Source organism: Catenuloplanes sp. NPDC051500 (assembly GCF_044454585.1).
Taxonomy (GTDB): Bacteria; Actinomycetota; Actinomycetes; order Mycobacteriales; family Micromonosporaceae; genus Catenuloplanes.
This window is the reverse complement of sequence record NZ_JBITDX010000005.1, coordinates 411,127-425,464: the sequence shown is the minus strand read 5'-3', so window position 1 is coordinate 425,464 and position 14,338 is coordinate 411,127. Positions and strand designations below refer to the sequence as shown.

12 protein-coding genes are annotated in these 14,338 nt (G+C 70.7%); 6 read left to right on the top strand and 6 right to left on the bottom strand.

The window, feature by feature from the left end; translation table 11 throughout:
* Positions 1-91 precede the first annotated feature (91 nt).
* Both ACIA8K_RS13835 and ACIA8K_RS13830 read right to left on the bottom strand, forming a co-directional pair.
* A complete protein-coding gene (locus ACIA8K_RS13835; protein WP_396058537.1) occupies positions 92-277 on the bottom strand; it encodes a DUF397 domain-containing protein in 186 nt (61 codons plus the stop codon).
* Entirely contained in the window at positions 273-1,160 is an 888-nt protein-coding gene (locus ACIA8K_RS13830; protein ID WP_396058497.1) for a helix-turn-helix domain-containing protein, read from the bottom strand. The genes ACIA8K_RS13835 and ACIA8K_RS13830 overlap by 5 nt, the downstream gene beginning before the upstream one ends.
* Positions 1,161-1,493: 333 nt before the next feature.
* Between ACIA8K_RS13830 and ACIA8K_RS13825 the strand changes: the two genes are divergently transcribed.
* The gene (locus ACIA8K_RS13825) at positions 1,494-1,784 is read left to right on the top strand and encodes a hypothetical protein (RefSeq protein ID WP_396058496.1); all 291 of its coding nucleotides are present in this window, start codon (positions 1,494-1,496) and stop codon (positions 1,782-1,784) included.
* A complete protein-coding gene (locus ACIA8K_RS13820; protein WP_396058494.1) occupies positions 1,778-2,044 on the top strand; it encodes a hypothetical protein in 267 nt (88 codons plus the stop codon). Before ACIA8K_RS13825 ends, ACIA8K_RS13820 begins: the two co-directional genes overlap by 7 nt.
* A 10-nt stretch (positions 2,045-2,054) precedes the next feature.
* Here ACIA8K_RS13820 and ACIA8K_RS13815 read toward each other — a convergent pair whose 3' ends face one another.
* Positions 2,055-2,963: a TatD family hydrolase gene (locus tag ACIA8K_RS13815; protein ID WP_396058492.1), complete on the bottom strand. Its 909-nt coding sequence runs from the start codon at positions 2,961-2,963 to the stop codon at positions 2,055-2,057.
* An 85-nt stretch (positions 2,964-3,048) separates the two neighbouring features.
* Positions 3,049-5,061 (bottom strand): PAS domain S-box protein, encoded by a 2,013-nt coding sequence (locus ACIA8K_RS13810; RefSeq protein ID WP_396058490.1) that lies wholly within the window; start codon positions 5,059-5,061, stop codon positions 3,049-3,051.
* Positions 5,062-5,203: 142 nt separating this feature from the next.
* Here ACIA8K_RS13810 and ACIA8K_RS13805 point away from each other — a divergent pair, with 142 nt between their 5' ends.
* Positions 5,204-6,490, top strand: coding sequence for a hypothetical protein (locus ACIA8K_RS13805; protein WP_396058488.1), 1,287 nt, complete (start codon positions 5,204-5,206; stop codon positions 6,488-6,490).
* 3 nt (positions 6,491-6,493) lie between these two features.
* On the opposite strand, the gene metG is transcribed toward ACIA8K_RS13805, so the two are convergent.
* Positions 6,494-8,290: a methionine--tRNA ligase gene (metG, locus tag ACIA8K_RS13800; RefSeq protein WP_396058486.1), complete on the bottom strand. Its 1,797-nt coding sequence runs from the start codon at positions 8,288-8,290 to the stop codon at positions 6,494-6,496.
* A gap of 119 nt (positions 8,291-8,409) precedes the next feature.
* Between metG and ACIA8K_RS13795 the strand changes: the two genes are divergently transcribed.
* Positions 8,410-9,552 (top strand): hypothetical protein, encoded by a 1,143-nt coding sequence (locus tag ACIA8K_RS13795; protein ID WP_396058484.1) that lies wholly within the window; start codon positions 8,410-8,412, stop codon positions 9,550-9,552.
* Between the two features lie 3 nt (positions 9,553-9,555).
* Here the strand turns inward: ACIA8K_RS13795 and rsmI are convergent, their stop codons facing one another.
* Positions 9,556-10,392: a 16S rRNA (cytidine(1402)-2'-O)-methyltransferase gene (gene rsmI / locus ACIA8K_RS13790; RefSeq protein WP_396058482.1), complete on the bottom strand. Its 837-nt coding sequence runs from the start codon at positions 10,390-10,392 to the stop codon at positions 9,556-9,558.
* An 86-nt stretch (positions 10,393-10,478) separates the two neighbouring features.
* Here rsmI and ACIA8K_RS13785 point away from each other — a divergent pair, with 86 nt between their 5' ends.
* Positions 10,479-12,083: a dolichyl-phosphate-mannose--protein mannosyltransferase gene (locus tag ACIA8K_RS13785; protein ID WP_396058480.1), complete on the top strand. Its 1,605-nt coding sequence runs from the start codon at positions 10,479-10,481 to the stop codon at positions 12,081-12,083.
* A gap of 919 nt (positions 12,084-13,002) precedes the next feature.
* On the top strand, positions 13,003-14,337 hold the full coding sequence (locus ACIA8K_RS13780; protein ID WP_396058478.1) for a hypothetical protein: 1,335 nt from the start codon (positions 13,003-13,005) through the stop codon (positions 14,335-14,337).
* The last annotated feature ends 1 nt before the right edge of the window (position 14,338 follow it).

The window sequence follows — 14,338 nt, the reverse complement described above, 5'->3', positions numbered from 1 at the left end:
TCACGCTGACCCGGATCAAGCACCAAAGGCGCGGCGGCACGATTCACAACCGCCACCGTACCAACCGACTACCTATTTACGAGACAGAACACTAGCGCGGGTCCCTGAGGCTTGAGGTGAAGGCGCGCCACGAGCCGGGCGAGAAGGCCAGCACCGCACCGGCCGGTTCCTTGGAGTCACGGACGGCGATGAAGGCACCGAGGTTGTCCGCGACCTCGACGCATTGGTTCGCACCACTCCGGCTTGACTTGCGCCAGCGAGCGCTCGACGAGTCAATCACTGCGATTCAACTCCCCTATAAGTCTGTCGATCAAGACCGCTGAATCACTCTCACTCAGCGCCGATGCGGTAAGGCTAACCCAAACTTCTTCATAGGCGGCTATCTCTTGGCTTTTATCGAGATAGATCGCCCCTGTGAGTGATTCGCTGTAGACCGTTGGAGGTTCTCTTCGCTCATTTCCCTCGGATGGAAATTCCAGAATCGTGAAAGCACCCGCCGCGGACGCGCGATGCAGACCTCCGGAGAGCGGGAGGATGCGGATGGATATGTGCGGTTGCTCGCCGGCCTTCTGGAGGTACGCCAGCTGCCGTGCCAGCACGCCGGGCGGACCCGGGTCGCGGCGCAGCACCGTCTCCTCGACGATCGCCTCGAGCGTCGGCGGCTCCGGGAACGGCCTGGCGAGCAGCGCCTGCCGCTCCGCCCGCAGCTCGACCCGCTTGCGACGGTCCTCGTCGCTCATCCCGGGCTGGTCGGCCCGGATCGCCGCGTCCGCGTAACCGCTCGACTGGAGCAGGCCCGGGACCAGGGACGGCTCGTACATCCGCAGGCGGGACGCGGCGGCCTCCATGCCCACGTACATCTCGAACCAGCGCGGCACCACGTCGCCGTACGAGTGCCACCAACCCTTGGCCTTGGTCTCCCTGGCCAGCGCGACCAGGGCCTCAGTCATCTCCGCCGACGCGCCGTACCGCTGGCAGAGCACCTTCACGTCGGCGCCGCGCACCGGCACCGCGCCCTTCTCGATCCGCCACAGCTTCTGGATGGAACACTCCAGCTCAGCGGCGGCGGCCTTGACCGTGACCCCGGCCTGCTCTCGCAGGCGCCGCAGATATCTGCCCAGCTGACGGCGGGGGACCGTCGATCCCGGCTCGGCGTCCACGCACTGTCCTCCGCTCATGGAATGCTCGGACTTCCGTCATGGAATGCCTACCGACCGATCAAGGCGAAAGTCAATGGCAGAGGACGATTTCAGGCCATGGAATATTGCACCGTCGGTCCTTAGCCCAAATGATTGGACGGCGCGGCCCGGTCTCGGGCCGCCGACGTCCACTGCCGCGGCCGGGCGGCACAGCGACGGGGAAGCGACGCTGCCCCGTTCGTGCCAGTCCGGGAGGTGCGCGGTGTCGTTCGAGCGAAGATGTGGGGATTCACGTTTGTCCGGTGTGCGGCGAGTTCTATTCTCTTCAAGCGCCCACGGGCCGGGGCGGACAAGATGAATGAATTTTCTACTCACCCGCCGGCGACCGGGCTGCCGGGCGTCCGGCACATTCCGGATGTGGGCTGGCAGTGCGCGCGCTGCCGGTGCGAATGGCCGTGTGACACCTACAAGTGGACGGCGTTGCGCGACTACCGCCGGAACCGCGTCGCACTCGCCATGCTGATGGCTACGTACCTGGACCGCTTCGCGCGGGACCGGCCGGTCGTGGAGTGCGCCCGCGCCCGCGCCGGAGCCCGGTTCCTCGGCTGGTGCCGCACCCGGCGGCCGGGGCGGGCCGCATGGTGACCCCGCACGCCCGCCGCCCGGCCCCGGCCGAGCCGATCGTGGGCGAGACGCTGCACCTCCGCGAGCAGGACTACCGGTTCGGCGTCGGCGCGCTGATCGCCACCGTGTCGTTCGTGGTGGACCAGGTGTACTTCGACAACGAGCCGTGGTGGCACATCCGCGCCTGGTGCCGGCGGGCGATGTCCGACCCCGGCGCACAGCGCGAGCTGTACGTACGCGCCCGCGCCGTCCCGCCCGCGCGGCACCCCGGCTGGGTCTGAGCGTGCGGCCCTACCCCCAGGGGCCGAACGCCCGCTCCCCGTTCGCGGACACCGCGGCGCACAGCCCGTCCAGGTCGCGGCCGGTGGTCTCGGCGAGCACGCGCATGGTCAGTGGGATCAGGTACGACGCGTTGGGCCGCCCCCGGTACGGCGACGGCGTCAGATACGGCGCGTCCGTCTCCACGAGCAGGTGCTCCGGCGGCGTGATCCGGGCCGCCGCGCGCAGGTGCTCCGCGTTCTTGAACGTCACGGTCCCGGCGAAGCTGAGCAGGTAGCCGCGGCGCACACACTCGGCCGCGAACTCCTCGTCGCCGGAGAAGCAGTGCAGCACCACAGTGTCCGGCGCGCCCTCGGCGTCAAGCACGCGAAGCACGTCCGCATGCGCGTCCCGGTCGTGGATCATGAGCGCCTTGCCGTACCGCTTGGCGAAGCCGATGTGCGCGCGGAAACTCTCCTCCTGCGCGGCCCGCCCCTGCTCCCCGGTCCGGAACGTGTCGAGCCCGGTCTCGCCGATCGCGCGCACCCGGTCCTGCGCGGCCAGCGCCTCGATCTCCCGCAGCGCCGCGTCCAGCCCGGCACCCAGCCGGGGCGCGTCGTTCGGGTGCAGCGCCACGGCGGCCAGCACGGACCTGTGCTTCGCGGCCAGCTCCGCGCCCCACCGGGAGGAGGCCACGTCCACACCGACCTGCACCAGCCGGTCGACGCCCACCGAGGCGGCGGCGTCCACCAGCCGCTGCACCGGGTCCCCGGCCTCGGCGGAGCCGGGCATACCGGCACCTCCGGCGGAGCCGGGCACGCCCGCCTCATGCACCGTGATGTCCAGGTGGGTGTGGCTGTCGATCACCGGGACCGTCAGCGGCTCCGGCGCCTCGGGGAACTCGCCCATCCGGCGGGCACTGGTCTTCTCGCGACTAGTCATCGCCGCACAGGCTAACCCGGGCGAAGCGCGGCCCGGACATCCACGCCAGACGCCGCACCCGCCTCCGGAGGACGCGACGCCGGCGCTACCTCCGCGCGCCGAGCGCCTTCGCCACCGCCGTGAGCAGGCTCTCCCGGTTGAACGGCTTCTGGATCAGCGTGCTGTCCTCGTCCAGGTGCCCGCGCGGGTTGAGCACGCCTGCCGTGTACCCGGACATGAACAACACCCGCAGGTCCGGGTAGAGCGCGCGCATCTCCTTGGCCAGCTCCGAGCCGGTCATGCCGGGCATCACCACGTCGGTGAGCAGCAGGTCCGGCCGGGCACCCGCGTGCAGGTGCGAGACGGCCGCGGCCGGGTCGGTGGCGACCGTGACCGTGTACCCGGCCGGCTGCAGCAGGTACCGGACCAGCTGGGCCAGCTCCGGCTGGTCCTCGACGACAAGCACGTGCCCCTGGCCGCGCAGGTTCTCCACAGGCGGCAGAACCGGCGGCTCCTCGGTGGCCTCCTTGGCCGGCAGGAAGATCTTCACTGTGGTGCCGATGCCCGGGTCGGAGACGAGCCGGATGTGGCCGCCGCTGTTGTGCACGATGCCGTAGACAGTGGCCAGCCCGAGTCCGGCCGCGCCGCGCGCCTTCTTCGTGGTGAAGAACGGCTCGAACGCGTGCGACCGGGTCTCCTCGTCCATGCCGCTTCCGGTGTCCGAGACGGCCAGCACCACGAACCGGCCGGACGCCTGCGCGTCCTCCAGCCCGCCCGGGTCGATCTCGGTGTTGTGCGCCTCGATGGTGAGCCGGCCGCCCTTGCCCATCGCGTCCCGCGCGTTGCCCGCCAGGTTCGCCAGCGCCTGCTCCAGCTCGCCGCGGTCCGCCTGCACGGCCCACAGATCATCGTCGATCTTGACGCGCAGGTCGATATGCTCGCCGAGCGCGCGGGTCAGCAGGTCGCGGGCGCCGTCAAGCAGCTCCGGCACGGAGACGGTGTGCGCGTTCGGACTGCGCCGGCCGAACGCGAGCAGCTGGTGGGTGAGCGCGGCGCCGCTTGCCGCGGCCCGCATGATCGACTGGGACATCGCCTCCACGTCGGAGTCCGGCTCCGCGTCCGAGGCAAGCACCTCGGCCGAGCCGGCGATCACTGTCAGCAGGTTGTTGAAGTCGTGCGCGATGCCGCCGGCCAGCTGGCCCAGGCTGTCCACCCGGCGCAGCTGGTCGAGCTGGCGCTGCATGTCCCGGGCCGCGATCCGCTCGGTGATGTCGGTGACGAGCGCGAGCGAGCCGACGGTCTCGCCGTCCTGGCTCAGCGGCGCGGCGGACATCTGCACCCAGAGTGCGGTGCCGTCGGCCCGGATCAGGCGGCACTCGTACACCTCGGAGCGGCCCTTCTGCCGTTCCTCCAGGCGCCGGGCCAGCCGCTGCTGCCCGTTGTTGTCAAGGAAACCGCGGACCGACAGGCCGAGCAGATCCTCGCGTTCCAGCCCGAGCATGCGGGCCATCTGGGTGTTCGCGAACGTGGTCACGCCGTCCCGGTCGAACTGCCAGACGCCGTCAAGCGTGGTCTCGACGATGTTCCGGTAGCGGTCCTCGGACGCGCGCAGCCGCGCGACCGAGCGCGCGGCGGTAAGCGCGACGGCGGTGTGCTCAGCGATCCTCCGGGCCGTCTCCACGTCGGCGTCGGCGTAGGTGGCGTCCGGCGTGGTACGGGCGAGCGCGAGATAGCCGAGGAACACGCCGTCCGCCATCAGCGGGCAGGCGAGTACCGCGCTGATCCGCGCGCCGGCCGGGTTCGTCCAGTGCTGCGGCGGGGCGAGCTGCTGGAACTCCTGCTGGGCCATGGAGCTGAACACGATCGTGACGCCGGCCCGGAGCCGGTTCAGGTGGCTCTGGTCGACCCGGTCGCTGAAACCGCCGAGGAACTCGCCGAGCATCTCCGGGCCGTCATGCGTCCGGTGCTGGACGGTCATCGGCCCGAACCGGCCGTCGTCCCGGACCAGCCGGATGCCGCCGCCGTCCCCGACGAGCCGGGTGGCGGCCTCGGTGGCGACGTCGAGGACCGACTCCACGCGCGTGCAAGCGGCCATCAGCGCGAAGGTGAGGTCCGTCAACGCATCGTGTGTAATTCGCGCCGCGGTCTCCATGGAAACACTATCCGCTGGTCAGCGACCTCCCCGTGGCAGAACGAGGAACCTTGCTCACGTCAATCTTCCGTTCACCGACCGGCTACCGTGCGACAGTAGGTTGCGGCGGGTGAGCGTGTTCCCCGAGGCCCGTAACGCCAACGACGCTCCGGCGGGCCTTCGCATCAGCTTCAAGGGATCCTTCTATCCGGCCGAGCAGATCGCCCGTGGCGCCGCCTTCGAGCTGTTCAGCGCCGTCGACGCGGACGGGTTCCGGCGGGTCTCGCGCAGCAGCGCCCCCGCGCCATACCACAGGTTCGTGCATGCCTCCGAGGTGGAGGGCGTCAGCGTCGGCGGCCACGCGCAGCCGGGGCTCGGCGTGCTCGGCGACGGCACGCCGGAGGACCCGCTTGACACGCCGCTGATGGTCCCGCTGTCCCGGGGCATCCCCTGGGCGGAGGTGCACAAGGCGTCACAGTCCCCGTCGTACCGGGACGATCCGATGCTTGCCGGCATCCGCCGCACCGCCGCGATCCGGCGCGGCACCCGGATGATCAAGGTGCTCTCCCCGCACCAGCTCGCCGGCTACCTGCGCGGCTGGCTGCCCTACGGCTTCTGCTACCGGGAGTACGACATCGCCCACCTGCGTACCCCCGCCGACCTGGCGCTGCTGCGCACGGACGGCGACGCGGGCCGCGGCGTACCCGACGTGATCTACGCGCTCCGCTGGCGGGCCAACTCGCCTGACGACTACGAGATCCCGATCGGCGACGGGCAGGCCGGGCTGCGCACCGTGCCGCCGCACGACCGGATCGGCGCGCCGGTCCTCGGCACCGGCTTCACGCCGAGCGAGCGGCACCTGATCCCCGAGTTCGTCACGAAGGACCTGGCCGACCTGCCGATGCCTGCGAACGCGGCGCTTATCGCCTACACGGCCGAGGGCGCCGAGGTGGTGCTCTACACCTACCAGCCGGAGCAGCGCGGCTGGCTGCGGATGGTCGGCCCGCAGTGGCGGCACCTGGTCACCGGCGTGCCGGAGATCCCGCCGGACCAGGAGTACCTGCCGGTCGGCGACGCCGTGCGGTCCACGCTCCTAGTCGGCACCTACGGCGAGCGGGAGTACGAGGCGATAGCCGACCTGCCCGGCGGCTTCCGGGTGCTGGCGATGACGCGCGCCGCCCGCTACCCGGTGAAGAACACCAGCCGCCGTGCCGCGTTCGCCCGCTGGCGGGGCGTCTACTGCCAGGTGCTGCACACCGACTCCGGCTGGACGCGGCTGCGCCTGGCCCGGCCGGACGCGGACTCCATTGCCACGCTCGGCGCGCAGTGCTACGAGCGCGGCATCCACGAGGTGTGGGCGCCGGCGGGCGAGCTGACCGATCACGAGACCGTGACGGTGCCCTACCCGCCGGCGTGAGTCTCACCCCTCGAGGCGGCCCAGCTCCTCCTCGACGATGGACGGGTCGAGCTTGCGGAAGACCGGCTTCGGCGCGGCCAGCGCGGTGCCGGCCACGATGTCGGCCGGCTCCCACCGCGCGCCGACCGTGTAGTCGCCGGTGAGGATCGGGTAGGACGGCCCGCCGTCGAGATCCTCGACCTCCTCGATGCGCGGCTGGGGCGCGTGCACGCCCGTACCCCCGAGAAGCTCGTGGATCTTCTGAGCCGAGTGCGGCAGGAACGGCGTGAGCAGCCTGTTGCAGTCGCTCACCGCCTGCAGCGCCACGTGCAGGATGGTGCCCTGGCGCGGCTTGTCCTCCTCCGCCTTCAGCTTCCACGGGGCCTGGTCGGAGAGGTATTTGTTGACCTCGGCCACGATCCGCATCGCCTCGCCGATCGCGGCCTTCTGCCGGTGCTTGCCGAGCAGCTCGCCGACGGACGTGAACCCGCCGCGGACAGTCGCCAGCAGCGCGGTGTCCTCATCCGTGAGATCGAGCGCCGGTGGAATCACCCCGAAGTTCTTCGCCGCCATCGAGACGGACCTGTTGACCAGGTTGCCCCAGCCTGCGACCAGCTCGTCGTTGTTGCGCCTGAGGAACTCGGCCCAGGTGAAGTCCGTGTCGTTACTCTCCGGGCCGGCGGCCGCGATGAAGTACCGCAGCGCGTCCGCGTCGTAGCGCTCAAGGAAGTCGCGCACGTAGATCACCACGGACCGGGACGAGGAGAACTTCTTCCCCTCCATGGTCAGGTACTCGCTGGAGACCACCTCGGTCGGCAGGTTCAGCCGGCCGTAGGAGCCGGGCTCGCCGCCACGGTCGCCCTCGCCGGAGTAGCCGAGCAGCAGTGCCGGCCAGATCACCGAGTGGAAGACGATGTTGTCCTTGCCCATGAAGTAGAACGCGGACGCGTCCTTGCCCTCGCCGTCCGCGGACCACCAGCGGCGCCACGCCTCCGGGTCGCCGGTGCGGCGCGCCCACTCCACCGAGGCGGACAGGTAGCCGATCACCGCGTCGAACCAGACGTAGATCCGCTTGTCGTTGCGGTCCTTCCAGTCGGCGAGCGGGATCGGCACGCCCCACTCCAGGTCGCGGGTGATCGCGCGCGGCTGCAGGTCGTCGATGAGGTTCTTGGAGAACCGCAGCACGTTCGGCCGCCAGCCGTCGCGGGTGTCCAGCCAGGCGTTCAGCGCCTGCACGAAGCCGGGCAGGTCCAGGAAGAAGTGCTCGGTCTCGACGAACGTCGGCGTCTCGCCGTTGATCCTCGACCGCGGGTTGATCAGATCGGACGGATCGAGCTGGTTGCCGCAGTTGTCGCACTGGTCGCCGCGCGCGCCGTCGTACCCGCAGATCGGGCAGGTGCCCTCGATGTAGCGGTCCGGAAGCGTGCGGCCGGTGGACGGCGAGATCGCGCCCAGTGTGGTCTTCGAGATGATGTAGCCGTTCTTGTGCAGCCCCTCGAAGACCTCCTGCACCACCGCGTAGTGGTTACGCGTGGTGGTACGGGTGAACAGGTCGTAGGAGAGCCCGAGGCCGCGCAGATCCTCCACGATCACCCGGTTGTACCGGTCGGCGAGCTCGCGCGGCGTGACGCCCTCGTTGTCCGCCTGGACCTGGATCGGCGTGCCGTGCTCGTCTGTCCCCGACACCATGAGCACGTCGTGACCGGCCATCCGCATGTACCGGCTGAAGACGTCGGAGGGCACCCCAAAGCCGGAAACGTGACCGATGTGGCGCGGGCCGTTGGCATATGGCCAGGCAACCGCCGCGAGAACGTGACTCATAGCAGTCAACTGTAGTGACCCACCCGGCCGCACCGCGAACCGATTGACCCGTGCGGCGCCGACACGACACGCACCACGATATGCACACATTCGACCACTATCCGTAGTCAAATGGGACTGTGACGGGTACCTCGAACCACGATCAACCCCAAACCCCTTCGCCGGTACGGGAGGAGGCCGCCCCCGTCACGCCCCCGGCACCACCCCCGGAGGTCCGGCACACGCTCCCGCTGCCGCCGCACCGCCCGGAGCCCCCGCACCTCTCGGAGTCGCCGCACCGCCCGGAGTCGCCGCACCGCCCGGAGTCGCCGCACCTCTCGGAGTCGCCGCCGCCCGGTGAGCCCGTGGACCCGGCCCGGAACCGCGACACGGAGAGCATCCCGATCATCCGCCGCCCCCGCCACGGCCGGTCGGACGGCCTGCCCGCGGCCGATGCGGACGCGCCCGCCGGAAGCACGCCGCTGTCCAGCGCGGACGCCGAGCTCGGCACCGAGAGCCAGGCCGGTTTCGAGATCCTGACCGGGCACACCAACATCACGCCCGCGTCCGCCCCGGCCCAGCCGGTCTCCCCCGCGGCCGTTCCCGCTCCACCCGTGGCCGCCGCCGACCCGCCCATTGTCGCCGCGCCGCGTGAGCGGGCCACCTGGCTCGACCCGGCCCCCGAGCCACGGCCGGTCCAGTACGCCGAGTGGCCCGCACCCTCGATGCGGATGGGCCGCCCGGCCGGCTACGACGCACCGGTGGTCGCGCCGCCCCGCCCCGCGGACCGGCTCCCCCGCAACCCGGCCACAAGCCTCCCGCTCCTGGTGCTGCTCGCGCTGCTTGCCGCGTTCTTCGGCTGGGTCAGCGCGGAGCCGCTCTGGCTCGCGGTCGGCCACGGCACCCCCGGCACCGTGACCATCGCGAACTGCTCCGGCCCCACGCTTGTCCAGCGCTGCCAGGGCACGTTCGCCGGCCGCGACTTCACCGTCGCGGACGTCGCCGTGCTCGGCGTGCCGTCCGGAAGCCGGGCCGAGGGCAGCCGGCTCCCGGCCCGGATGGTCGACCGGCACGCCGGGCGCGCACACGCCAGCTTCGGCGGCCTCGGCCTGCACCTGCGCTGGTCGCTCGGCCTGACGCTGGTGTTCCTGTGCGGCCTCGGCATCGCCTGGGCCACCGGCGCCACCCGGCTGGAGACCCGCCGCAACCGCACCCAGGCCGTCCTGCTCAGCCTCGGCGGCCCGCTCACGCTCACCCTCGGCTTCCTCATCGCCGCCTGGTAACCCTCACACCACCAGGTTGTAGACCTCCCGGCGGCGCAGGCCGTGCAGCGTGGCCACCGCGGTGACCGCGTCCCGGCGGGACACGCCGGTCGCCTCCTCCTCCGCCACCTCGGCCTTGAGCTGCTCGTCCGAGGGGCGGTCGGCAGCGGTCGGCACCGCGCCCGCGACCACGACCGTGATCTCGCCCCGGGGTGCGGACGCCGCGGACCACTCGGCAAGCGCGGCCAGCCCGCCGCGGCGTACCTCCTCATAGGTCTTGGTCAGTTCGCGGCACACCGCGGCCTCACGGTCCGTGCCGAAGACCGCGGACAGGTCGGCCAGCGTGTCCGAGATGCGGTGCGGCGCCTCGAAGAAGACAAGCGTGCGGGGCTCCTGCGCCAACTCACGCAGCCGCGATCGGCGCGCGGACCCGGAGCGTGGCAGGAAGCCCTCGAAGCAGAACCTGTCGCTGGGCAGCCCGGACAGTGCCAGTGCGGTGGTGACCGCGCTCGGCCCCGGCGCCGCGGTCACCGGGAAGCCGGCGTCAAGCGCGGCCCGGACCAGCCGGTAGCCCGGGTCGGACACGCTTGGCATGCCGCCGTCCGTCACGATCGCCACCACGGCGCCGCCGCGCAACATCTCCACAAGCTCGGGGGTACGCCGCTCCTCGTTCCCCTCGAAGTAGGAGACGACGCGCCCGGAGACCGTCACGTCCAGGTCCCGGGCCAGCCGGGCCAGGCGCCGGGTGTCCTCCGCCGCCACCACGTCCGCGGATCCCAGCGCCTCACGCAGGCGCGTGGAGGCGTCGCCGATGTTCCCCAACGGCGCTCCCACCAAGATCAGCCGTCCGCCGTCAACCACAAGCTCACCTCAGAATCCCGTCGACCATCGATCGGAAGTGGGGGCGGGTTACCCCCTCGACCGTCCACGCAGCCTACGATCGTCCGGTGACCTCGGCGGCAACAGCGCAGACAGACGGCCTCGCGTCCCCCGCGATCAAGCAGGCCATCCCCCCGGCCGCGGACGGCGCCGGCGATGTCCCGGCCATCGTCCGGCGGCGGCTGATTCCGTGGGACGACAGGTTCGACGGCTACTCCTGGCTGGCGACGGGCTTCGTGGTGGCGATCGCCGCGCTGCTCCGCCTGGTCGGGCTCGCCGAGCCGAAGGGCCTGGTCTTCGACGAGGTCTACTACGCCACCGACGCGTACGACATGCTCTCCCGCGGCATCGAGTGGGACGAGAAGTCCGGCGGCCCGGCGTACGTGGTGCATCCCCCGCTGGGCAAGTGGGTGATCGCGCTGGGCGAGGCGGTCTTCGGCAACAACGAGTTCGGCTGGCGGATCTCCGCGGCCGTGGCCGGCATCCTCTCCGTGCTGATCCTGACCCGGCTGGCGATCCGCCTGTTCGGGTCCGTGATCCTCGGCTGCGCGGCCGGCCTGCTGCTCGCGCTTGACGGCTTCCACCTGGTGATGTCCCGGACGTCACTTCTCGACATCTTCCTGCAGCTGTTCATCCTGGCCGCGTTCGCCGCACTGGTGCTGGACCGGGACCACAGACGGCGGCGCTGGCTCGGCGCGATCGCGCAGGGCCGGGTGCAGGCGACCGGCCGGGTGGTGTTCGCATTCCCGGGCGGTGTGCCGTGGTGGCGGCTGGTCTCGGCACTGATGCTCGGCTGCGCGGTCGGCGTCAAGTGGAGCGCGCTGTACGTACTGCCCGCCTTCTTCCTGCTGGTCTGGCTCTGGGAGGGCGGTGCGCAACGCACGGCCGGCATCCGCTGGGGGTACCTGAAGTCGCTCCCGGCCGCGTTCGGCTGGAGCCTGATCGCCGCGGTGATCATCTTCCTGACCTACCTGGCCACCTGGGCCGGCTGGCTGGCCACTGACGACGGCTACTTCCGGCACTGGCTGTCGGACAGCGGCCGCGCGGAGCCGCCGGTGATCGGCGCGCTGATCAACCTGTGGCACTACCACACGCAGGCGTTCGACTTCCACAACCAGCTGGTGACGAAGCATCCCTACCAGTCGTGGCCGTGGCAGTGGCTGCTGCTGGGCCGCCCGGTGGCGTTCTTCTGGTCGAGCGACCTGCCGTGCGGCGCGCCGTCCTGCGCGTCCGAGGTGCTGCTGCTCGGCACGCCGATCCTGTGGTGGTCGTTCATCCCGGCGACGCTTGCGCTCATCTGGTTCGGCATCGCGCGGCGCGACTGGCGGGCGCTGTTCATCCTGCTCGGCGCCGCGGCGAACTTCGCGCCGTGGTTCTACTTCGCGGTGGCCGAGGGCCGAACGATGTTCTCGTTCTACATCCTGCCGTCGGTGCCGTTCTTCGTGCTGGCCGTGGTCTACGTGCTCGGCGCGATCATGACGCCCACGTTCGCCACGCAGCGCGCCGATCCGGAGCTGACGCTTGAACGGCGGAAGATCGGCGCGGTGGTGCTCGGCGTGTACCTGATCCTGGTGGCGGTCTGCTTCTGGTACTTCTACCCGGTCTTCGTGGGCGAGCCCATCCCGTACGCCGACTGGTCCGCGCGCATGTGGCTGGGCAGCCGCTGGATCTGACCGGCGGCACGGGGGATCGCCTGCTACGTGGGCGGTCCCGCAGGCACGCGTGCGGTCCTGCAGGCAATACGTGTGGTTCCGCCGGCACTACGAGCGGTCCTGTAGGCCGTGCCTGCGGTTCCGCCGGAAATGCGTGCGACCTGGGGCTCATCCGGATCCGGATGAGCCCCAGATCTTCTATGGCCGGTCGAGCCGCGCGCTCTGCGTCCCCGTGCCGGCCCGAAATTTCGGGCCGGACCCCACCGTGAGAGCAGAGTGCCCCCCGTTGCCGCCGCCGGTGTTGATGAGCCTTCATCCGGCGCACGAGGGTGTCAACCGCGATGAATAGGACGCGACAGTACGCCGCAGAAAAGTTGATCTTCCGAGCAGATGACCCCTGAACGGCCGACAATACGAACCGTAAAGGTTCTTTAATGTAAGGGCCTGAAATGAAGGGGACGCCGAAAATAAGGGCGCGCTCCGATCGCCTGCCACGGGGGAAGCGGGCGATAGGAGCGCGCACCAACGATGTTAACCACACCCGAACTCAGGCACAACGGGTGGGCCGTCAACAGATTCGTCGCTATGAATCACCTTTTTGGGTTTAACCGGCCATAGTGGACATTACGGGCGTCGCACGGTCGATTTTTTCGGTCCCGGACCACCGTGGATCTTCCTCGCGGCCCGGCAAACCGGGCGCCTGCTGACTTTTCCCGCAGTCGCCTTGCGGACAGAAAAGCGTCGCACAGCGCGCCGTAACCTTTTGCCAATCACCCCGGAACCGCACGTCACTCGCTTAAGGGATCACAATTCATAAATCCCCGGATACCACTTCCGGTGCGTTCATCGGCAATTCGGTCTATTCCATCATGCGATCGGCCATCATCCGGGCGAGTGACGAGAGAGGGATTTGTATCCGCACTTTTCATAATCTCGCAGGGTGACTCAGCACGATCCCCCCACGGACCGGTCGAACGGCCCCAGCGGCCCCGACGACACCAGCACCGCCCCCGCGGACCGGGGGCCCGACTGCACGCTCCTGCACGAAGAGAACGATCTTCCACTCGCCGGAATGGCGCACGCGGAGACCGTGAACATCGAACTCGGCTACACCAGAATCAATTCTCCGGAGTTGCCCGACGATTCCATCGACCACGGCGACGCCACGCTCGTCACAGAGGCACTGCCGATCAATTCACCGTCGGCCGGCCCGGTCTTCGTCGACGCGACCGGCCGTCGGCGGAAGCGGGTGCGGCGGCTCGCGTACGCGGTCGGCGCGCTCTGCATGGTCTACACCGGAATGGTCGGCGTCAGCCTGGCCGGCGGCCCGGTCAGCCCGCACGCGCTGCTGCCGTTCCCCGAGGTGCTTGAGAACGCGCTGCCCGGCCTCCTCCCGCCGGAGCCGTCGCCGACCGAGGCCACGCCGATCCGGTCCGCCGATCCGCAGCAGAACACGGCCGGGCCTTATCAGGCGTTCCCGCAGCCGGACGTGCTGCCGCAGCTCCCGCCGGTCCCGACGCAGACCGTCGGCGTCGGGCTGGGCGTGAAGCCGACAGTGACGCCGACCACTTCGCCGCGGCCGCTCGAGTCGGCAGTGGTGACGCCGACACCGTCCAAGCCGGCCGACCCGACCCCGGTCACCCCGACGCCGAGCGCCACCACGCCGGTCCTGCCGACCCCGTCGATCTCGATCGGTGGCCCAGTCGGCAGCGGCAGCAACGGCGGCAACGGCGGCGCGGGCGGTGGCGCAGGCGCCGTGCCGGTCCCGGAGTCCGGCGGTACCCCCGCAAGCGGCAGTGGCCCGAACAGCGGCGGCACCGGCGGCGGTGGCACAGGCGTGGGCACGGGCGGCACCGGCGGCGGCACGGGCGCTGGCAACTCCGGCAGTGGTAACGCCGGCGCGGGTCAGGGCGGTGGCGGCAGCGGTGCCGGCGGCGCCCAGGCCCCCGTCGTGGAGCAGCCCTCGACCGGCGGTGCCGGCGGGGGCGGCGCGGTCACGCAGTCCCAGCCCGAATCCGCCGTCACGCAGCCGCAGCCCGCCGTCGCGCAGCCCCAGCCCGAATCCGCAATCGCGCAGCCCCCCACCTACGTCGCGCCCGCCCCGGCCGCGCCCGCCCCGGCTCCGGCAGCCCCGGAGTACCTCCCCGCCGCCCCGATCGACGAGGCCCGTCCGCCGGCCCCGGTCGAGGTGATCACGGAGGAGATCACCGAGGACGTGACCGCCGACGATGACCCGGCCGAGACCGACGACGAGAGCCCGGAGATCGACACGTGAT